Genomic DNA, 21,940 nt, shown 5'->3' with positions numbered 1-21,940 from the left:
AGGCGGATGGTTTTTTGTTTGAGGATTTATTGGTGTTTGATTTTTGTTTTGGTCTGATATCAGGAAGTAGGAGCGTCAGGCTTACCACTTTCAACCATCATGTTGATGGCTTCAAGAGCAACCTCGTAGATACTTGCAAGATCCTTAGCTCCTTCATCGTCCTTGCTCGCAAGCTTACGGTACTGATTATGAAAATAGATACGGGATTGTTCAATGGTCTGTTTGGTGATCACATGGCCATTACAGAAAATGCTACCTGTATCTGCATTATATTTACCTGCTGTGTATTTGGCCTTTTGGGCTTCGCCCATTCCCATTGATTTAGCTAATGAATGAATCAGATCTTCTCTTCCAAGTGACATATTAGCTCTCCTTCGTAACATGATTACGTCTCTAATAATATTATATAACAAACATTGTTGAATGTTTAGATGTATATTTACGGGGATTGGAGAATTATCACCATTAACAAGATAAGGGTAATTTGTCGATATACATGTATATGATCTTATTTAATGAAATTTAAAAAATAAATTGCATACAATTCAAAATAGTGGTATAACATTTATTACGACTTTAGTTTAGTAAAGCAATGGATTGAGAAATACATGGAGGTAACAAGATGATCTTATATTATGTATGTGTACTCCTTATAGGAGCCTTGTACATTGCGTTTCTGGAGCTTTCCAAGAATATTATTGCTGGCTGGATAGTAGGAATACTGGCGACGGTTGCCATGCTCATTTATAGAAGCTTTTTTTACAAAAAGGGAAGCGGAGCCAAGGCTATTCTGATTCCTTTTGCTATTTATTTTGCTGTGCTGGCTCTGAACTGTGCGCTCACTCAGCCACCTGTTGGAAGAATTCCTGCGGTAGATAATAAGAATCCCGATGTTACTGAGGTTATGACCATTCCTCAGGGACAGCTGACAGGAGTATATAACGAGGATCATTCTGTTAAGGTGTACGCTGGAATACCTTATGCCAAAGCTCCTGTTGGTGACCTAAGGTTTAAAGAACCACAGGCTCCTGAAAGCTGGGATGGAATTAGAGCCTTTGATCATTTCGGTCCAAGAGCAATGCAAACGTCAGGTGCAATATGGTTTGACTCTCTGTCACACATACTTGGCTGGCACGATTATCAGGTGAAATTCGGCGATGAATATGTAGAGGAGGTCAGCGAGGACTGCCTGTATCTTAATGTCTTTACACCTGAAAATATTGGTGATGAACCTCTTCCAGTTATTGTCTATGTTCACGGCGGATCACTTACAACTGGTCAGTCTTCATATACTGAGTACAGAGGAGAAGACCTGGCTAAAAAAGGCGTCGTATTCGTAAACTTTGCTTACAGACTTGGAGTGTTCGGATATTATGCGGCTGACGATCTCAAGGCTGAATCTCCAAATGGAACAACAGGCAACTACGGACTTCTCGACCAGATTGCAGCCCTTCAGTGGGTTTATGACAATATTGAATATTTTGGCGGTGATAAGAATAAGATCACTATAGCCGGTGAATCAGCAGGCTCTTCAAGTGTTAACGCGCTCTGCGTGTCTCCGCTTACAGAGGGGCTTTTTAGATATGCTATAGCTGAGTCCAGTGGAATTGTGGCAAAAGAGCCATTCCATACCTTCAGATATTATGAGGATGCTTTTGAGACTGGAGATAAGGTAAGAGAGGAGTTTGGAGTAACTTCATCTGCGGAGCTTAGAAATATTCCGGCCGATAAGCTTGTTCAGACACAGACTCAGAACTCATCAATGACTGTTGATGGCTATGCTATCGTCGAGCAGCCGTATCTTACCTATGAAAAGGGTGAGAATCATGAGCAGGCCCTTCTTAATGGATTTAACGTAAAAGAGGCAGATGCTTTTCTTTTAAATACTGAGGCAACTAAGGATAATTACGTTGATCTCTTGGCTGAGGATATCAAGGAATATGCGCAGGAGCTTGCCGAGGTTGTACCTCCAACGCTTCCTCAGCGTGATCAGTACTTTATCATTGATGCACTTGGAGAAGCCAAGGGAGCGCTTAATGTGGCCTATAGTGCTATGTGGTTTAGCTATTCCCACTATGTATGGAACAACTACATGATAGAGCAGGGAAGACCAGCCTACGAGTACTACTTCACCAAGACAAATGACATTTTGTCCAACTATCACGCTGGTGAGCTTCCTTATGCCTACGGCAATCTCTGGAGACATCCAGGACTCTATGACGAAGAGGACTACAAGCTTTCTGAAATCATGCAGAGCTACTGGGTAAACTTCGCCTATACCGGAGATCCTAACGGATTTCTTTTAAATGCTGATGGTTCCAAGACTAGTGAACTCCTCCCAGCCTGGGAAAAGAGAACTGCCACCCAGGACCAGCTCCTTCAGCTCGACACAGAAATCAAAATGGTCGACGACCCCAACATGGAAGCCTACAAAGTCATCGACAAATTCATGGACTCAAGAGTGGAGTAGTAATTTCATACAAAAAGAATAATTGATTTTGTGGAGATGTCACAAAAATTATGAAATGATCAGGAAACTATTTAGAATATGTTGCGTTTTTAGGGCGACGAGCCTATTATAGTTTTATGGATAAAATATTAATTATGAACCTTAGAGATGAGAGCAAAGGGTAAGCAAGAGGGAGGACCTCTGCTTATTTGTTGCGCTCATCTTTCTTTGTTTCTAGGGAAATTACTAAATGGAAAATTGCGAGTTTATTGCAAAGATAGAACAAAATCCCATAATTGCAGCGGTCAAGGATCATGAAGGTCTTGAAACGGCGCTAAAGGAAGATGTTGAGATCATTTTCGTACTGTATGGAGATGTATGTACTATCGCTGATATTGTTGATGAGATCAAGGCTGCAGACAAGGTAGCCATGGTACATCTGGATCTGATAACCGGGCTCAACAATTCAAGAGATGTGTGCGTTGATTTTATTAGGAACAATACAGCGGCGGACGGGATCATCACAACTAAGAGTAATCTTATCCCACACGCCAAGGAGCTGGGACTTAGCACAGTACTTAGATATTTTATCTTAGATAGCATGGCACTTACCAATATTGAGAAGCAGTCCAAGGCATCAGGAGTTAAGCCTGATTGCATCGAGTTCCTGCCGGGAATTGTAATGCCCAAGATGATCAAGAAGATCAACAAGGTCAGCAGAGTTCCAATTATCGCAGGTGGACTTATCTCAGATAAGGAAGATGTTATGAACGCCTTAGAAGCGGGCGCAATCGCTATTTCATCTACAAATGAAGATGTATGGGGACTGTAAATACAGCAAATAGCTTTAACATGTATAAAAAGGAGTTTTGAGTATGGCAAAGTATGTAATGGCATTGGATTCTGGTACAACCAGTAACAGATGTATCCTCTTTAACGAGAAGGGAGAGATGCTCAGCATCGCGCAGAAGGAGTTTACACAGATATTCCCTCAGCCAGGCTGGGTTGAGCACGACGCTAGTGAGATCTGGCAGACACAGCTGTCTGTAGCCCGTGAGGCGATGAATAAGATAGATGTTACATATGAAGATATAGCAGCAATCGGTATTACCAACCAGCGTGAGACAGTAATCATGTGGGATAGAAAGACAGGACAGCCTATTTCACACGCCATCGTCTGGCAGTGTCGTAGAACCTCAGATTTCGCTGAACAGATGAAGGCAGAGAATCCTGGAATTGTTGAGCTTTTCCAGCAAAAGACTGGTCTTAAATTTGATCCATATTTCTCTGGAACCAAGATCAGATGGATGCTTGATAATGTTGAGGGCGCAAGAGAAAGAGCAGAAAAAGGAGAGCTTTGTTTTGGAACAGTTGATTCATGGCTGATCTACAAGCTCACAAAGGGTAAGGTTCATGTAACTGATTACTCTAATGCTTCAAGAACTCTTTTGTTCAACATCAACACACTTGAGTGGGATAAGGAGCTGTGCGACATCCTTGATATCCCAATGAGCATTCTGCCTGAGGTTAAACCTTCTAGCTGCGTATATGGTGAGACAGATGAAGAGTTCTTTGGCGGACCTATCAAGATTGCCGGTGCAGCCGGAGATCAGCAGGCAGCTCTTTTCGGACAGACCTGTTTTAACGAGGGAGATGCCAAGAATACTTATGGAACAGGCTGCTTCATGCTGATGAATACAGGTGATAAGCCTATTTATTCCAAGAATGACCTTCTGACAACTATTGCCTGGGGAATCAACGGAAAGGTTACATACGCTCTTGAGGGCTCTGTATATGTAGCTGGCGCTGCGATTCAGTGGCTTAGAGATGAGCTTAGAGTAGTTGATTCTGCTCCGGATTCAGAATATTTTGCAACTAGAGTTAATGATACTAACGGATGCTATGTAGTACCTGCTTTTACAGGTCTTGGTGCGCCATACTGGGATCCATATGCCAGAGGAGCTATTGTGGGACTTACACGTGGTGTCAACAAGTACCACATCATCAGAGCAACGCTGGAGTCACTGGCATTCCAGACCTATGATGTTCTCCATGCTATGGAGCTTGATACAGGTAAAAAGATTACATCACTTCGCGTAGATGGCGGAGCAAGTAAGAACAACTTCCTGATGCAGTTCCAGTCAGACATTATCAACACAAATGTTATCAGACCTAGTTGTGTTGAGACTACAGCACTTGGTGCAGCTTACCTTGCGGGCTATGCAGTAGGCTTCTGGAAGGACAGAGATGATGTTTGCAGCAACTGGTCAATTGAAAAGACCTTTGCTTCACAGATGCCTGCAGAGCAGAGAGAAAAAGAGCTTAAGGGCTGGCAACAGGCTGTTGCATCCACAAGAGGATGGGCAAAGGAAGCCTGATAAATAAGTAATTACTTGATAGAGAAATACAGATAGATGTAGAAGAGGAGATTATTATGTTTGACGTAATTGTAATTGGTGCCGGTGTATCCGGAAGTGCGATTGCAAGACAGCTTTCACGCTACAACGCAAGTGTATGCGTTCTTGAGAAGTGCGAAGATGTCTGCGAAGGAACATCAAAGGCTAATTCAGCTATTGTACATGCTGGTTTTGATGCTGATGAAGGCTCACTCATGGCTAAGCTCAATGTTCGCGGAAATGAGATGATGGATGACCTTGCAAGGGACCTTGATATCCCATTTAAGAGAAATGGATCAATGGTAGTATGCATCCACAAGGAAGAGCTTGACGGTCTTAAGACTCTTTATGACAGAGGTGTTAAGAATGGCGTTAAGGGTCTTAAGATTCTTACAAGAGAGGAAGCTCTTGAGATGGAGCCAAACCTTTCTGAGAATGTTGAGGGAGCTCTTTTTGCTCCAACAGGTGGAATCATCTGCCCATTCGAGCTCACTATCGCTATGGCAGAAAATGCCAACGTTAACGGCGTAGAATTCAGATTCAACACTAAGGTTGAGGATATCAAGAAGGGCGAGGATGGCCTTTGGCACCTTAGAACCAATAACGGCGAATACATTTCAAAATACGTTGTAAATGCAGCTGGTGTGTACGCTGACAAGATCCACAACATGGTAAGTGCTGACAAGATGCACATCATCGAGAGACGTGGTGATTACTGTCTTCTTGATAAGCAGGTTGGCGGATATGTTTCACACACTATTTTCCCTCAGCCAACTAAGTATGGTAAGGGAGTACTCGTAACACCAACTGTACATGGTAACCTCCTTGTAGGTCCTACAGCTATTGATATTGAGAACAAAGAAGGCACGGCTACAACAGCTCAGGGAATCGATGAGCTGACAGCTAAGGCTTCTGAAAATGTTAGAAATCTTCCAATGAGAAATGTCATTACCTCTTTTGCCGGACTTCGTGCACACCTCGAGAGACACGAGTTCGTGATCGAGGAGGTTGCTGATGCTCCATGCTTTATAGATGTAGCTGGAATCGAATCTCCAGGTCTTTCTGCATCACCTGCTATCGGCGAGATGGTTGGAAATATGCTCAAAGAGAAGATGAATCTCACAGAGAAAGAGAACTGGATTGGAACCAGAAAGGGCATCACAAGAACAGAGGGACTTTCTGTAGAAGAGATGAATGCTCTTATCAAAAAAAATCCAGCTTATGGCACAATCGTTTGCAGATGCGAGTCAATCACAGAGGGCGAGATCCTCGATGCAATTCACAGACCTCTTGGCGCAAGATCACTTGATGGTGTTAAGCGCAGAACAAGAGCTGGAATGGGTAGATGTCAGGCAGGCTTCTGCTCACCAAGGACAATGGAAATCCTCAACAGAGAGCTTGGACTTTCTTATGAGGAAATCACTAAGAGCGGCGGTAAGTCAAATATCGTCATTGAGAGAACTAAAGGGGAGGTATAAGGATCATGAAGACATACGATATAGTTATAGTTGGCGGTGGTCCTGCAGGCCTCGCAGCAGCAGTAGCTGCTAAGGAAGCTGGAAATGACAGCATCCTTATCCTTGAAAGAGATCACGAGCTTGGCGGAATCCTGAATCAGTGTATTCACAATGGTTTCGGACTCCACACTTTTAAAGAAGAGCTCACAGGTCCTGAGTACGCTTACAGATTTATCAAGCAGGTACTGGACCTTGGAATCGAATATAAGCTTAACACAATGGTTATGGACATTGCTGAGGACAAGACAGTTACAGCTATGAACAGAGAAGATGGAATGTTCCAGATTCCTGCCAAGGCAGTTATCCTTGCAATGGGCTGTAGAGAGAGGCCTCGTGGAGCCCTGAACATTCCTGGCTACAGACCAGCAGGTATCTTCTCAGCTGGTACAGCTCAGAGACTTGTTAATATCGAAGGCTACATGCCAGGTAGAGAGGTAGTTATCCTTGGATCCGGTGATATCGGACTTATCATGGCACGCAGAATGACACTTGAGGGAGCTAAGGTTAAGGTTGTGGCAGAGCTCATGCCTTACTCAGGCGGTCTTAAGAGAAACATCGTTCAGTGTCTTGATGACTACGGAATTCCTCTTAAGCTCTCACATACAGTAGTTGATATTGAGGGAAAAGAGCATGTGACAGCTGTTACTATCGCTGAGGTTGGCCCAGACAGAAAGCCAATTCCAGGTACAGAAGAAAGATATACATGCGATACACTTCTTCTTTCCTGTGGACTTATCCCTGAGAACGAGCTTTCAAGAGCTGCTGGAGTACAGATGAGTCCTATAACATCAGGCCCTGTAGTAAACGAATCTCTTGAAACTAACATTCCTGGCGTATTTGCCTGTGGTAACGTTCTTCACGTTCACGACCTTGTTGACTATGTTTCTGAGGAAGCAAAGCGCGCAGGTCAGAACGCAGTTAAGTACATAAATGATGGCTGCAAGGAAGCTGGAGATGCTGAGGTTATCGAGGTTACAGCAACTGACGGTGCCAGATACACAGTTCCTAGCACAATCAATGTAGATAGAATGGATGACCTTCTTACAGTCAGATTCAGAGTTGGTGATGTTTACAAGAATTCTTTTGTCAGCGTTTATTTCGATGATGAGAGAGTAATGCACAACCAGAAGAGAATCCTGGCACCTGGTGAGATGGAGCAGATTGTTCTTCGTAAGACTCAGCTCCAGGAGAAGAGCGGACTTAAGAAGATTACCATTAAGATTGAGAAAGATTGATAAATCAGGCAGCCATTAGAATATGGCTATGTATTGAAATATAAGGAGACATATCATGGAGAAAAGAGAACTCACTTGTATAGGATGTCCTATGGGCTGCATGCTGACAGTCAGCATGGAGAATGGTGAAGTTACTGAAGTTACAGGTAACACCTGTCCTAAGGGCGATATATATGCCAGAAAAGAAGTAGTTAACCCTACCAGAATCGTAACCAGTACAGTTAAGATTACTGGCGGTGATAAAGAGAGAGTATCCTGCAAGACTGCAAGCGATATTCCCAAGAACAAGATATTCGAAGTAATGAAGGATATCGATGCAGCTTGTGTTGCAGCTCCTGCTCACATCGGAGACGTGCTTATCAAGGACGTTGCTGGAACTGGCGTAGACGTAATCGCTACAAGAAATGTTGAGATAGCTTAATACAGTTAATTGGACGGTTCTTGCTTACATCAGTTATACTGAAGGTAGTAAGAACCGTTTTTTTGTTTTAAATGCTATAAATCTTAGGATATTACTGACTCTCATATGTTCTCTTTTCTTGCTAAAAGAGGTTGAGGTATAAAATTACCAGATACTAGGAGTTTTATACGTTCTTTTTTACCCTGTAAGAGGGGGGAGTTATATAAAACATAGGATAATAGGTTGTTTTATACGTATTTTCCCTCTGTAAACGGGTGGCGATTTCGTATAAAAACGGCAGAACGGCCCTGTTTTATATGCTTTTGATGCTTTTTTACATGGGAAAAATACATATAAAAAGTATGAGATAGTTCGAATTTATAGCAGAAGCTAATTTATAGCAGAAGCATATTTTTAGCGGGAGCCAATTATTAACGGGAGACAGATTCAATTATGCCGGTAAGCCGGATCCAATTTTGATGGGAGCAGAATGAATTATGAAAAAATATAGACTAATTACAATCCTGGGGCTAATCCTATATCTTACAGGCTGCGCAGATAAGGCGGAAGTACAGGAAGAGACAAGCTTAGGAGCGTCATTTGAGCATGTTGAATCCATAGAAGCAGTAGATGCTATAGAAATGTCTGATGAGACTAAGGAACTTGGCAGCACTGATGAAAACAGTATTAGCGAGGGTGAAAGCAACGACGAAATCTACGACAAGTTCCTTGCTGGAGAAATCAGTGCAGTAGGTTACTTCGAAGGTAGCAAGTATGAAGTTTGGTTCAATGAGCTTCCACAGGATCCGGAAGAATGGGATAGCTATAGCGTGAGCGATGAAAAGATAGACCTTGATAATGATGGAGAGACTGAGCTTATCTTGAATGGCCCCTATGGCGGAATGTACCTGGATGCAAGAGATGGTGGAGTTTATGTCCTTGCTCAGGGAGAGGGAACCGCAGGTGAACTCAGTTACACAGTATATGAGGGTAGAACATACATCACCCATAGAGATGTATCCCATGGCGGCCGCCAGATATACTGGTTTGATCTATATGACGGAACAGGGGCAGTAGTTGACTCTTTTGAACTGTCGGCAGAATACTGGGATAGTGATGATGACAGCTATGATGAAAATAGCGACTTTACCTATAGAGGTGAGAAGATAACCATGGATGAGTACGAGAAGCTAATGAAAGAGATACTAGGGGTAGATAATGATTGATGTATTTGGAACACTAGGACCAAGCTGCACGGACGAGGAAACACTATATGAAGTGTTCTCTTTGGGCATGACTGGAATCAGGATAAACTTATCTCATGTTATGTTAAGAGACTGCGAAGAGAGCATTAAGGTCATAAAAAGAGCTGCCAAAAGAGCGGGTGTTTCGCCCAAGATACTCATAGATATGCAGGGACCGGAGCTAAGAATTGGAAAGCTTGATATTCCTGTAATACTTGAGGAAGAAGATGAGTTTATTCTGGGCGCAGCAGGAATAGATGTAGATAATCGAATTCTTGAGGCTATGAAAACAGGAAATGAAGTGCTTCTAGATGATGGCAAGATACTGGCAAAGGTTGTTGAAGCTGATAGTGGCAGCGCTAAACTTAAGGTAATTCGTGGAGGTCAGCTTTCTGGCAGAAAGAGCATAGCTATTGTCGGTGCAACAGTAGATATGCCAGCACTAACAGATAGCGACTTGGAGAATATACGAATAGCTGCTGATTACAATGTAACTGGAGTAATGCAGCCCTTCGTCAGAAGCGCAGATGACCTTAAAACTGTCAGAGAAGTGCTGGATAAAAATGGCGGACAGAACATTAAGATATATGCCAAAATCGAGAACACAATAGGCGTAGAGAATCTGGAAAGTTTTTTTGATTATGCGGATGAGATAGTCATAGCAAGAGGAGACCTCGGAAATGCTGTGCCACTCTGGAATCTTCCTAAAATACAAAAAGATATATCTGCTAGATGCAACACCCATAATATGCCGTTCATGGTAGTTACTCAGATGCTTGCCTCTATGGAACACAGCAAAGTCCCCACCAGAGCAGAAGTAAGCGACATCTACAATGCAGCCATCGACGGCGCAAGTTCTGTAATGGTAACTGGGGAGACTGCCGTAGGAGATTATCCTGTAGAAGTAATCAGATATATGGTAAATACAGTAAAAGCTGCTTGTGATGAATAAGAAATCGACAGATAAATTATTAAAGGACATGTGAGGTGATTCACATGTCCTTTTACTATTATCTTAATATGTCTCCATAACAGCTCTGACCTTTTTGAATGCAGCCTTCGGCTGGTAGTCTTTGTCGAAGAGACGAGTGTTTGTCTGGTCACCGTCGCGGTAGTGGTCAACAAGACCAAATACTGTAACGTTGGTGATGTTAACTGGGCCGCCACCCTGAGTGTCCATTTCCTTGAACATTTCGAATACTTTCTCGTAGGCTGTTGCCTGCTTCTCGAATTCAGCGTCAGTTTCTTTATCAACACCGATAGAGAGCTCAGTAACCTGAATCTCGAGGCCAAGCTCAGCGAACTTGGTCATTGCTGTCTTGATCTCATCGATTGAAGGGTACTTGATTCCCCAATAGCCCTGCATTCCAATACCATCGATGAGTCCTTTTTCATTGAGGGAAGTTGCAAGAGCAACGATTCCTTCAGTTTTTGGCTCCTGGAAAGTGTTGTAGTCATTGTAAAAGAGCTTAACATCGTCTGCAGCATATTTTCTAGCGTAGGTAAATGCCATCTCTACATATTCAGGTCCGATTGTGTCGTACCATGGGTTAGGATCCTGACCGCACTTGGTTCTGCACTTGAAGAAGCTGTCTGGATCAGCGCTTTCAGGGTCAACAGCTTCATTTACAACATCCCAGCAGTAGATTACTCCAGGATATTCTTCCTGACAGTGAGTCATAACCTGCTTGATATAGCTCTCCATACGGGCGAGCATTGTCTCTTTATCTACATAGTCGCCGTCATCTGTATAGCCTTCTCTGAAGAACCAGTTAGGCGCCTGTGTGTGCCATACAAGTGTGTGGCCTCTCATCTTCATGCCGTTTTCCTTGCACCATTCAAGTGTAGGATCAATAGAGGCAAAAGAAACAGCGACCTCCTTATCACCGCTCTCGAGATTCTTCTGGCATCCCATCTGATCAAGGATGTAGCAGCTCTTCATGAGATTGGACATTGTAACACTGTTAAAGTGCTTCTTGGAAAGTTCCATATACTGTGGAATATTAAGACACTGATTAAAAAGGTCACTTCCATTGATGCCAACTCCAAGAGTGAAGTAGTCAGCGCAGAGATCCTTAAGCGCTACGTCATCAACGAATTCCTCAACGGCTTCTGTAGAAGCCTCTGCAGCATCAGCACTGTTCTCAGCTGTAGCTGATTCTTCAGCACTGCTAGCCTCAGTAGCAGCAACTGTAGCTGAATTCTCTACGGCTGCAGCATTTCCGGCATTGGGACCCCCGCATCCCACCAGAAGAGTAGCAGCAAGAATTCCTGCTAATACACATTTTCTTTTCATACCTGTAAATATCCTCCATACCTTCTATAAATCGCTCGGAGTCTTAGTATCTGATCCAAGCTGACAAATATTACTATATTCCGCAGCGCGAGGTAGAGCCAATCACTACTTGCTAGGTTTTTCCTTGTTCTTGCGAAATAATGTGTAATTCTTTTTTCACAAAAGCTTAATTATTGTCGCCTGGGCTCTATGTTATCATTAAAGTGATATAGTATACGCGAAAAATGGAGAATGAATGATATGAAAAATAAAACTTCGATGAGTAGTGTTTTGTTTTTTAAGCTTCTTCCAGTTCAGATTATGGTAGTTGCAATGGGCTCTATTAATTCGATTGTAGACGGTATTATAGCTGGACGGTTTATTGATGCTGTTTCTGTAGGAGTAATAGGTCTGTTCTATGCAATTGTGCTGGGACTTAATGCTGCAGGTTCTGTCCTTTTGGGTGGAAGCTCTGTTTTGAGTGGAAGATATATAGGAAGCGGAAATATCGACAAGACATCAGGGATATTCTCGTTAACTGTTAATCTTACAGCAATTATCAGTATCTTAGTTTCATCAATTCTTTTAGTCTTCCCTGGAGCAGTGGCTGCGTTTTGCGGCGCAGATGAGACACTTAAAGCTAGTCTTATCACATATATATCAGGTTATGGAATAGGTGTTTTCCCAATGATGATGTCGCAGCAATTGGCGGCATTCCTACAATTAGAGAGGCAGAGCAAAAGAAATTACATTGGAATAGCTACAATGATCATCTGCAATATTACCTTGAATATAGCATTAGTTGCTGTGTTTAATATGGGGATATTTGGACTTGCGCTTTCTACCTCTATATGCAACTGGATATATTTTATTATTCTTGTGACCTATTATTTTGGTAAAAAATCACAGCTTAAATATAGTTTTAGAAGTGCACTTTGGGGCGATGCCTGGAATATGCTAAAAATAGGCTTTCCGGGAGCTTTACTTGTACTTTGCCTTTCGTTTAGGGATGTTGTTTTAAATAGAATAATTCTTAATGTAGCAGGACAGGATGGTATGTCGGCTAAATCAGCTCTAGGCATGGTTGGGGGACTGTTCATTGCATTGTGCCTAGGAACAGGTACAGTAGTTCGAACCCTGGGAAGCGTTCATGTGGGCGAGGAAGATAGGGATTCGATAAAAGAGCTGATTAAGCTTGGACTTACGAAGGTTCTGATATTGTCATGTATTATTGCAGTTGTTGTAATGCTTCTTTCTGGGGCTGTAGTCAGGATATTCTTTGCAGACCCTACGTCTAATGTATTCAAATTAGCGCATCAGTACTTTATCATCTATGCTGCGTCGATTCCGCTTATTCAGGTTGTTCAAGTGGAGACTAACTATCTGCAGGCTATGGGAAAAAACACCTGCGTAAATGCATTTTCTGTAATAGATGGATTTGCGAGTGTTGTACTTCCAGCACTAATACTTGCACCTATAATTGGTATATTAGGTGTATGGCTGGCAACACCGATAGGAATAGTAATATCAGCGTTTGTATATCCTGTTTATGCTATTATCCACTGGCGTCGTATACCACGTAATGTCAACGAATGGCTATTATTTGATGATGGCTTTGGAGTAAAAGACGAAGACAGGCTTGCTGTTAGTATTACGAATATGGAAGATGTAACAAACACAGCAGAGCTTGTTCAAGGTTTTTGCAAGAAACAGGGATATGATAATAAAGTATCTTTGTATGCAGCACTTTGTCTTGAGGAAATGGCCAGAAACGTCATAGAATATGGCTTTACCAGTGATAATAAAAAGCATTATCTAGAGACAAGAGTTGTCAGCAAGGACGATTGTATTCTTTTGAGAATTAAAGATGACTGTATTCCATTTGACCCGGTTAGCATGAAAGAACAGCTTAGACCTGAAGATACTACAAAGAATATTGGAATAAAGATGGTTATGAAACTGGCGGATGAGACTAATTACCAGAATCTGCTGGGACTTAATGTTTTGACAATTACGATTGACAGAGCAAAGACCAAAATGTAGGCTAGAATGATATATGAAATACGAATAGAAAGATTGTAGAAATGGAATCTGGTTATAGAGAACTACGATATACGTACAAGGTGACTGATAAGGACAGAATTACAAGTGTCAGCACAGATAAAAAGAAGACAGATAATGATGATGCTGTAATGGCAGGCGATATAATGCGTGAGATCATGAAGCTTTCAAGCCGCGAGATATCAAGATGCAAGCAGTTTGATGACGGAGTGATGTGCATTCGCCATAATTTAGAACAATTGGATTGTAATGGTGTTGAGGAACACTCGTTGTTAAAAGAAAAAATGGCTCCAATTAGGCTCATAGATAAGCTGAATCCTGACGATGAGCTGATTGTCAGAGTCTATGAAGACAATGATAACGCAGGAGATATTGTTCCAGCCGATGGACCTCTTGATATAGTGTATGAGGATGAGGATCTAATAATCATCAACAAGCCTGGAGATATGGTGGTGCACCCATCCTATGCTCATTACAAGGATTCACTTAGTAACTACCTTGCCGGCTATTACATTAAATCAGGTCAGAACCATGTTATTAGAACTGTTGGAAGACTTGACCGTGAGACTTCCGGTCTTGTCATCTTTGCCAAAAACAGGCATGCAGCAGCTCTTTTAGCAGGGCAAAAAGAGAACATGTCAAGGCGCAAGGAATACCTGGCTATTTGCAGTGGCGTGTTTGAACAGCCGCAGGGGACAGTTAATGCACCTATACGCAGAAGGCCTGATGAGCGCATGATAAGAGAGGTTCATCCTGATGGAAAAGAAGCAATAACTCACTACAAGGTGGAGAAACAGTTTGAAGATTATGCACTTGTGAGACTTCAGCTGGATACAGGAAGAACCCACCAGATTCGTGTTCACATGGCGCATCTTGGACATCCGCTTCTTGGGGATAATTTCTACGGCAAAGAGATACCTGATAACCACGAGATGACGAGAGCTGCTCTGCACGCTGGTTACATTGAGCTGGATCAGCCTATATCAGGTGAGAGGATTAAAATCAAAGCTGATTTACCACAAGATATGAGAAGATTACTTGATGATAATTGATATGCTATATGAGTATATTGCAACAGTCACAAATGATTACAGAGAGGAATACTGATGACATACTTTACATTTTTCTTTTTGGATAATGAAAAAGATATTGTTGTGAATCTGTACAAGGATCTGGATAAGCTCTTTTACGTCCTGGCAACTCCTAATCATCACTCTGGAAATCTTATAAGCAATCTGGCTAGAACCTGCAAACTGCCTCTGTCGCAGGATACGGACGGCAAGTTCATCATAAAGGGCGAGGTTCCATGCTATATAAATGCTAACTGCGAAGAAATATATCTTTTCAAGCTGGGAGATGTGGAGGTTGCCACCATTTATCCTGACGGAAGAGTCACGACCAAGGCTCTGGTCCCAGCTATTGCCAAGACACTTATGAGTCAGACCAAGGACTATCAGCTAGATATGTCCAAGACTCTTTTCAAGACCTATATTCCCAAAGAGCTCAAATTCAGAGCTGATCTGCATACCCACATGAACGGCAATCTGCCGGCAGATGTGCTGATCGCACTTGGAATCTACCATCAGATTCGTTACCCGTTATATTATGTCAAAAAGCTTGAGCTGGAGCTCACACCAGAGCAGTGGATCAAGGTAAATGCCCAGAGAGAAAAGGTTGCAAGACAGTTTGTGACTTCCGACCTTAAGGGCAAATATCTGGACAGAAAGATCAACGATAATACCTTTATCAACTTTGCTGACCTTATCCTTAATAATCTTGATAATGCCGAGCTCAATATTGTTAAGATACGTGGCTCACTTGGAATTATCAGGGATGGTCAGGCCGTCTTTACCAATCTTGAGAAGGTGTATCTATATCGCTATGTCTTTGCCAAGGGAAAAGAGAGTGAGGAGAAGATTCCGTTTAACAACGTATCCCAGATTCCTGACAGAGATGTACAGAGTACCCTCAAGCAGATGCTGAAGGATAAGGAAAATCCAGATTACACAAATAACACTATTTTCCAGGATAAGCTCCTTTGGATTGCTAGAAATTATAAGAAACAGGGTGTTGAATACGCTGAAATCAGCGATACAACCCTGGTTAAAAAGTATGAGTCTATTGAAATGCTCAGACAGGTTCATGAGGTAATGCCTGCTATCTACAGGGAAACTGGAGTTATGATCAGATTTCTTGCAGCTATGCGGAGGATTCCTCTTACAATCATCAAGGATGCTGTTACTCCTGAGAACTATCTGGAACAGAACCTTGAGGTTTTGAAGGCTACATCCCTTGACCCATATGTGGCAGGCTGCGACTTTGTAGGAGAAGAGATCAATGATATCATCGTGCTCAAGCCTGTATTTAAAGAGCTTGCCAAGATAGCCGCCAAGGATCCGACCTTTGTTATCAGAGTTCATGCTGGCGAAAATGACAGCCTTAGGGACAATATAGCTCATTCAATACAGTGTGTTAGAGATTCTCTTTCAAAGGGACAGCCGATGCCTAGAATAAGGCTTGGTCACGGCCTTTACACCTATTCGCTTAAATCACAGAAGGGAAGAGAAGTTCTCAAAGAGTTAAAAGAGAATAACGTTGTTCTGGAGTTCCAGATAACCAGTAATGTAAGACTCAATAACCTGAATTCTCTTGATAAGCATCCGCTTAAAGAGTATTTGAAGCATGGAATCAAGTGCGTAGAGGGAACTGATGGAGCAGCTCTCTATGGTACTACTTCCCTGGATGAGCAGCTATCTTTGGAAAAACTCCTTAATCTGTCTGAGAATGATCTTCGCCTTATGAAGGAGACAGAGAGCACCAGTATAGAAAAGAGTAGACAGGCCTACTCCGATAAGAAGGCATCCTTTGCCAAGCTTTTAAATGGCAGAGACATGGAGGATGTACTTCTTGAAAAGATGCAGACTGTTAAGGTTTCAAGAACCAGTAAGAAAGCAGAAATCCGTCTTGATGCTAATGCAGAGCTTAAAGACCAGATCTCAGAAATAACCTGGGACCGTTTCCCGATTATTCTCATGGGCGGAAGCTTTAATACAGAAAACAGAGCTACAAGGATGACAGATGCAGCAATCAGGCAGCTTGATGAACTTCTTAAGTTCCTTAATCCTGATGAAGTATGTTTTGTAATAGGACATAAGCTTGGAGGGTACGAGAAATACCTGATAGAACATAACAAAAAGAACTTCAGGATATATGCGGTTGTTCCGGCACTGATTAGTCCTAAGGAAATTGAAAAGCTTCAAAAAGCTGGTGTGATCATCAGAGTATCAACTGAAGCTGAAGGAATGGGAATATATAAGAGTTTTAACTACGAGATTTTTGAAAGACGTCCGTCCATGGTTGTTGCTTTTGATGGTAACAGTGCAGGAGCAAACCTTATTCAGGAAGCCAGAAACGGAAAAGGTAAAGCAGCGATTTTTGTCTGGAACCACTGCAAGACTCTTAGGCAGAAAGCCCAGTCACTTCACGGCTATGTATATCTTTTTGATGAAGAAACAACCCTTGTGAAGATCCTTAGAAAGCTCCAAAAAGAGTACGGAGATTTAAGGCCAGCAGGTGCTGAAAAATAGATGATAAAAGGGAGCAAACCTTGAATTATTTGAGGTTGCTCCCTTTAAATATGGTTCCTTTCCCGTAGCGGGAATCTATTGCTTCGGACATCTTGTCCAGTTTTTTCTGCTTTTCAATTTTCTTTTCAAATTCTTCATTTACATTTTTATCAGGCTGGATGTTCCTGGATGTGCCCTGTTCTTTACTCATGACATCAAACAAACTAAGCTGTCTGTAGGAACCATCGTCAATCTTGGATACTCCAACGCCCACAAGTCTCACAACTTCGCCTCGGATAAATAGACCATCATCTCCAAGCAGGAGCTTATCTGCTAGGATTTTGGCATATTCATATATGGTATTCTCATCATCAATCAGGTCAGAGCCCTTCATCTGGCATGAGTGGCGCTTGAAGTTACCAGTTTTGACGCTGACAGTTACTGTCTGGCCATATACATGATCTCTTTTAAGCCTTCTTGAAACACTGGCCGACAGATGTTTGAGAACTGGTACGATTTCTTTATCGTAGGAATCGGCAGTCAGATCAGAAGAGAGAGTAGTTTCGTTGGAATAACTCTTGGCATCCTCGTAGTGCTCACTGACTTCGGTGTTGCCATAGCCGTTGGCACTCGCATAGATGTATCCACCGCCATTTTCTCCAAGAATTGAATATAGAAACTCAGGATCGGAAGTTGCTGCATCGCCGATAGTCCTGATGCCTACTGACATGAGCCTTGATGCTGTTGATTTGCCACAACCATAGAGGTCACCTATTGGAAGAGGCCACATTTTGGTCTCGATTTCTTCTGGGAAAAGAGTATGTGTCCTGTCAGGCTTTTGGAAATCGCTTGCCATTTTGGCAAGGAGCTTATTACAGGAAATGCCAATGTTAACAGTAAAACCTAGGGTGTTTCTGATTTCATCCCGGATCATTTTGGCTACATTAAGTGGAAATGGATATTCGTCTGTTTCCGAATATGCAAAAAGATTTCTGGAGCCGGACATGTCGATATAGGCCTCATCTATTGAGACCTGCTGAACCACAGGAGAGTACTTGCTGATTATCTCAATGAAAGCTCTGGAATATTCTCTGTAGGTATTAAAGTCGCCTGGGATGAGAATCAGATCAGGACATTTCTGGAGAGCCTTAACAACGGGCTCTCCAGTTACAATTCCATATTTTTTAGCTGGGATAGATTTGGCGGTAATGATACCGTGGCGGCTTTTGACATCGCCGCCAACAGCAGAAGGAACTGTGCGCAGGTCAATACTGCCTGGCTCATCCTTAAGCTTTTTTACCGCAGACCAGGATAGAAATGCAGAATTAACGTCTATGTGAAATATGATGTTTGTGTAAGAATCAGCAAAATTAGTTCCAGGGGTCATAAGCCTTTACTTCTTTATTGTGGAATAATACGTATAGTACCACGCAGCCAGCAGCCATTACAACAGTTGAAAGGATAGTTCCTTCAAGTCCGAAGGCTACACTGTAGGCAAAAGAATCTGTGGCCGAAGCAGCATCAAGCTTGAAAATTGAAAATGGAGAAACTATACCGCTGTTAGGAAGGCCAAGGATAATGTTCTGAGTGTAGTTCCATGCTGCGTGAGCTGCCATCGCACACCAGATGCTGTCCAGATAATAAACCATCAGTGAGAAGAAAATTCCTGTGATAAAAATGTCGAGAAGGGCTAGATTGCTAACACCAGGATTGCCAACGTGTATAGAGGCAAATAAGAGGGCGTTTAATACTATTGCAACTGCTGGATGTCTGTAGCCTCGTCTGAGCCTGTAATACAGGAAACCTCTGCAAACCAGTTCTTCGGCAGATGACTGAATAAACACAGCTATGAATATGATTACCAGCTGAAGAAATGGAAATGAATCATAGTAAATACTGATATCTTTGTTGATCATTGCTGTGATAGCGCAGATCATGTTAGTTACAAAGCCAATTAACAATCCAAGTAATAAATACTTAACGTTATTTCCCTTGGGTGCAGTCCAAAGAGCCTTGAGAACAGGTCTATTTCCCTTGGAAACAACTATACATAACAAGGTAATGATCCACATACCAATGAAAAGTAAGTACATGGTTGTAATCTCTAAAAAGCCTGTTTCATCCTTTGCAATGGCATTTCCGAACAAAAGCCCTATTATGAGCTGCCCAAGGACTTCACCTGCGATGATCATTATATATGTGAGGAACATTGGAATGATAAAGAAATCATTCCATCTGAATCTATCTGTGTGGATTTTTTTGAAGATGCTCTGTTTTTCTTCCATTTTAGGTCCCCTCCTTTAATTTCATACAAGTTTAGTATACAGCATGTGTGAATAAGTGATAATATTAATTTATGAATCGTATACATATTATTGATATAATATTAACGATTTCAAGATTTGATCTTAGAGGGGAAGATTATGAATAAAACTGTCTTAAAAGTCTTGCGAATTCTGGCTATCATACTATGCCTTGGCATAATCGTGTATGAAGCAGTCAGAATCTATGATGATCAAAAAGAATATGCCGTGGCTGACGACGAGTATGAAGAAATTGAGTCTATGGCAGTCACCTGGCCCAAAGAGGAAGATAGTGCGCAGGTAATTTATTATCCACTTATTCAGATTGATTTTGATAAGCTTGAGGAAATCAACGAAGACGTGGTTGCATGGCTATATTTTCCTTGTCTTGAAATCAGTTATCCCGTGGTAAAAGAGAATACAGTAGACGAATACATTCATCTCACCTTTGATAAACAGGTAAATAAGGCTGGATGTTTGTTTGAAGATGTTCTCAGCGATGAAGAGTTCAGAGGAATGCATGATATAGTTTTTGGACATAACATGAGAAATGGATCCATGTTCGGAAGTCTCAAAAAGCTGTATGCCACTGGTAATGAGCATTTGCTGGAAGAAAACCCCTACGTTTATGTATATACCAAGGATTACGTTTTCCAGTATCGTGTATTTGGCTATTACATCACGAAAGTAGGAAGTGAAGCTTATAAAGTTGTTGAAACAGACGAATCCTACGAGGACTTGCTTGAATATATCCAGTTACATTCGGCATATCCAAGACCGGCAGATGCTGACTTCTCGGGTAAACCTAGTCTTTTGACATTATCTACCTGTAGCGGCCAGTCTGGAAGCGGCAAGAGGTTCGTAGTACACACGTACAAGACCGCAGCATGGGAAAGATAAGATGCATCAAATTTCGAAAATGGATTGTTTTTATAGTATAAATCATATGATCAATCATATGTGAATTATAATTTCAAAGTGTGTTAATTAAAAGTGAAATAATATACTAAAATAAGCATAAAATCTATCGCTGTGTTATTGATTTGGGTTATTTGTTACGGTACCATTATTATAAGAAAATGATTAAGTGGGTTACTATATTAACTCTAGGATTAATCAAGTAGGAGATTAAAATATGAAAAAGTTTAAGAAAGTGTTTGCAGTATCAATGGCGCTGGTTTTAGCATTCACCTTCGTTGCATGTGGATCATCATCTGCTGATTCAGTTATCGATGATCAGGCTGCTGTAAGAGGAATGGATGAAGGCGTCGGTGAAATCTGGATCGATGATGAGGCTATTGCACTTGCTGGATCTGCTGCATCAAGCCAGGCTGCAATCGATGCTTGCTATGCAGTATTTAATCTTATGAATCAGGAGAGAGTAGCAAGAGGTCTTGCAGCACTTGTATGGAGTGATGCTCTTACAAATGCAGCTCAGGTTCGTGCTAGTGAGATCACATCAGTATTCTCACACACAAGACCTAATGGATCAGATTTCTGGACAGTTGATAGTAATGTTCAGTACGGTGAGAATCTTGCTAAGCTGTATCAGTCGGCTGACAGTGTTTACACAGCTTGGATGAATTCACCAACTCATGCAGCTAACATTATGGATGGCGGATACAAGACAGTTGGTATCGCAGTTTGCCAGACAGGTGATGGAAGTTGGTACTGGGCACAGGAGTTTGGATATTAATGAGAAGTGCGAAACGATAATAAAAATCGGATGCTTGCTTGCAAGGCATCCGATTTTTTTATTGTTTCATACGGCGAAGCCGCACCAACGAGGAACAAGCGAAGCGGTTCCGAGTCTGGTGGCACTTCGAATGTGGTAAAATGCATCAAAAAATGGAGAGCTCTCTATTTTTGATGACATAATTCAAGCTTTTTCGATTCTACTTGCATCTATTATTGAAAATATTGAAATAATGATGCACTTGATTTTGTTATTTCTTTGGAAAAGGCATCAAAAATGCGGATTCTGCTATTATAGATGCAATTTGCAATGAATCAATAATGTGTCGTTAAGTTGTCGTCAAACCTTCGCTGCAGCATCTCCATCACTGTACTTCTCGTCACAGTATTTGCAACGGTAAATTTCCTTCTTCTCATCAGCGAGGTAGAAGATCTGTGGGAGTTCCTGTTCGATAGAGGAGATACATCTAGGGTTATGGCACTTGATAACTCCGGTGATCTGCTTAGGAAGTACAAGAGAGCGTTTCTCGATGATTTCGCCATCCTTGATTACGTTTACTGTGATGTTGTGGTCGATGTAGGCGAGAATGTCGAGATCAAGTGATTCAATGTCACATTCAATCTTTAAGATATCCTTTTTACCCATGGCCTTACTTTTAGCATTCTTGATGATGGCTACTGTTGAGTCGAGTTTATCAAGACCAAGGTGTTTGTATATCTGCATGCTTTTTCCGGCCTGGATGTGGTCGAGAACGAAGCCTTCTTCGATTTTTCCAATATTTAACATTTATTTCCTCCT

General features: G+C 41.8%; 18 protein-coding genes. 13 read left to right on the top strand and 5 right to left on the bottom strand.

Annotated elements, in window-relative coordinates; genetic code table 11:
* Positions 1-59 precede the first annotated feature (59 nt).
* Complete coding sequence (locus IJI01_RS09385; protein ID WP_292189235.1) at positions 60-362, bottom strand: hypothetical protein; 303 nt, start codon at positions 360-362, stop codon at positions 60-62.
* A 260-nt stretch (positions 363-622) separates the two neighbouring features.
* Between IJI01_RS09385 and IJI01_RS09380 the strand changes: the two genes are divergently transcribed.
* The 8 genes from IJI01_RS09380 to IJI01_RS09345 all read left to right on the top strand — a co-directional run bounded on the left by IJI01_RS09380 (position 623) and on the right by IJI01_RS09345 (position 10,193).
* Complete coding sequence (locus tag IJI01_RS09380; protein WP_292189232.1) at positions 623-2,470, top strand: carboxylesterase/lipase family protein; 1,848 nt, start codon at positions 623-625, stop codon at positions 2,468-2,470.
* A 229-nt stretch (positions 2,471-2,699) separates the two neighbouring features.
* Positions 2,700-3,281: a glycerol-3-phosphate responsive antiterminator gene (locus IJI01_RS09375; RefSeq protein ID WP_292189229.1), complete on the top strand. Its 582-nt coding sequence runs from the start codon at positions 2,700-2,702 to the stop codon at positions 3,279-3,281.
* A 43-nt stretch (positions 3,282-3,324) separates the two neighbouring features.
* Positions 3,325-4,827, top strand: a complete 1,503-nt coding sequence (gene glpK / locus IJI01_RS09370) for a glycerol kinase GlpK (RefSeq protein ID WP_292189226.1) — start codon at positions 3,325-3,327, stop codon at positions 4,825-4,827.
* A 56-nt stretch (positions 4,828-4,883) separates the two neighbouring features.
* Positions 4,884-6,323 carry an NAD(P)/FAD-dependent oxidoreductase gene (locus tag IJI01_RS09365; protein WP_292189225.1) on the top strand — a complete coding sequence of 480 codons (1,440 nt, stop codon included), beginning with the start codon at positions 4,884-4,886 and terminating at the stop codon, positions 6,321-6,323.
* Between the two features lie 5 nt (positions 6,324-6,328).
* Complete coding sequence (locus IJI01_RS09360) at positions 6,329-7,597, top strand: NAD(P)/FAD-dependent oxidoreductase (RefSeq protein WP_292189223.1); 1,269 nt, start codon at positions 6,329-6,331, stop codon at positions 7,595-7,597.
* A 55-nt stretch (positions 7,598-7,652) separates the two neighbouring features.
* Positions 7,653-8,018 (top strand): DUF1667 domain-containing protein, encoded by a 366-nt coding sequence (locus IJI01_RS09355; protein WP_292189220.1) that lies wholly within the window; start codon positions 7,653-7,655, stop codon positions 8,016-8,018.
* Positions 8,019-8,494: 476 nt separating this feature from the next.
* The gene (locus IJI01_RS09350) at positions 8,495-9,223 is read left to right on the top strand and encodes a hypothetical protein (RefSeq protein ID WP_292189218.1); all 729 of its coding nucleotides are present in this window, start codon (positions 8,495-8,497) and stop codon (positions 9,221-9,223) included.
* A complete protein-coding gene (locus IJI01_RS09345; protein ID WP_292189215.1) occupies positions 9,216-10,193 on the top strand; it encodes a pyruvate kinase in 978 nt (325 codons plus the stop codon). The genes IJI01_RS09350 and IJI01_RS09345 overlap by 8 nt, the downstream gene beginning before the upstream one ends.
* Before the next feature lie 63 nt (positions 10,194-10,256).
* Here IJI01_RS09345 and IJI01_RS09340 read toward each other — a convergent pair whose 3' ends face one another.
* Positions 10,257-11,537 carry an endo-1,4-beta-xylanase gene (locus IJI01_RS09340; RefSeq protein WP_292189212.1) on the bottom strand — a complete coding sequence of 427 codons (1,281 nt, stop codon included), beginning with the start codon at positions 11,535-11,537 and terminating at the stop codon, positions 10,257-10,259.
* 240 nt (positions 11,538-11,777) lie between these two features.
* On the opposite strand from IJI01_RS09340, the gene IJI01_RS09335 reads away from it, so the two are divergent.
* The 3 genes from IJI01_RS09335 to IJI01_RS09325 are packed head-to-tail and all read left to right on the top strand — an operon-like array spanning position 11,778 to position 17,164.
* Positions 11,778-13,559 carry an MATE family efflux transporter gene (locus IJI01_RS09335; RefSeq protein ID WP_292189208.1) on the top strand — a complete coding sequence of 594 codons (1,782 nt, stop codon included), beginning with the start codon at positions 11,778-11,780 and terminating at the stop codon, positions 13,557-13,559.
* Positions 13,560-13,600: 41 nt separating this feature from the next.
* Positions 13,601-14,629, top strand: a complete 1,029-nt coding sequence (locus IJI01_RS09330) for an RluA family pseudouridine synthase (protein WP_292189205.1) — start codon at positions 13,601-13,603, stop codon at positions 14,627-14,629.
* Positions 14,630-14,683: 54 nt separating this feature from the next.
* Positions 14,684-17,164, top strand: a complete 2,481-nt coding sequence (locus tag IJI01_RS09325; RefSeq protein ID WP_292189203.1) for an adenosine deaminase — start codon at positions 14,684-14,686, stop codon at positions 17,162-17,164.
* A 25-nt stretch (positions 17,165-17,189) separates the two neighbouring features.
* On the opposite strand, the gene IJI01_RS09320 is transcribed toward IJI01_RS09325, so the two are convergent.
* Both IJI01_RS09320 and IJI01_RS09315 read right to left on the bottom strand, forming a co-directional pair.
* The gene (locus IJI01_RS09320; protein WP_292189201.1) at positions 17,190-18,530 is read right to left on the bottom strand and encodes a DNA polymerase Y family protein; all 1,341 of its coding nucleotides are present in this window, start codon (positions 18,528-18,530) and stop codon (positions 17,190-17,192) included.
* Positions 18,514-19,428 carry a CPBP family intramembrane glutamic endopeptidase gene (locus IJI01_RS09315; RefSeq protein WP_292189199.1) on the bottom strand — a complete coding sequence of 305 codons (915 nt, stop codon included), beginning with the start codon at positions 19,426-19,428 and terminating at the stop codon, positions 18,514-18,516. Before IJI01_RS09315 ends, IJI01_RS09320 begins: the two co-directional genes overlap by 17 nt.
* 138 nt (positions 19,429-19,566) lie before the next feature.
* Here IJI01_RS09315 and IJI01_RS09310 point away from each other — a divergent pair, with 138 nt between their 5' ends.
* Both IJI01_RS09310 and IJI01_RS09305 read left to right on the top strand, forming a co-directional pair.
* Positions 19,567-20,346 (top strand): class B sortase, encoded by a 780-nt coding sequence (locus IJI01_RS09310; protein ID WP_292189197.1) that lies wholly within the window; start codon positions 19,567-19,569, stop codon positions 20,344-20,346.
* Between the two features lie 235 nt (positions 20,347-20,581).
* Positions 20,582-21,142 carry a CAP domain-containing protein gene (locus IJI01_RS09305; RefSeq protein WP_292189196.1) on the top strand — a complete coding sequence of 187 codons (561 nt, stop codon included), beginning with the start codon at positions 20,582-20,584 and terminating at the stop codon, positions 21,140-21,142.
* Positions 21,143-21,481: 339 nt separating this feature from the next.
* Here IJI01_RS09305 and IJI01_RS09300 read toward each other — a convergent pair whose 3' ends face one another.
* Positions 21,482-21,928 (bottom strand): aspartate carbamoyltransferase regulatory subunit, encoded by a 447-nt coding sequence (locus IJI01_RS09300; RefSeq protein ID WP_292189194.1) that lies wholly within the window; start codon positions 21,926-21,928, stop codon positions 21,482-21,484.
* Between the last annotated feature and the right edge of the window lie 12 nt (positions 21,929-21,940).

This window comes from Butyrivibrio sp. (genome assembly GCF_017433805.1).
In the GTDB taxonomy this organism is placed as follows: Bacteria; Bacillota; Clostridia; order Lachnospirales; family Lachnospiraceae; genus Butyrivibrio.
This window is presented reverse-complemented; position numbering and strand designations above follow the sequence as displayed.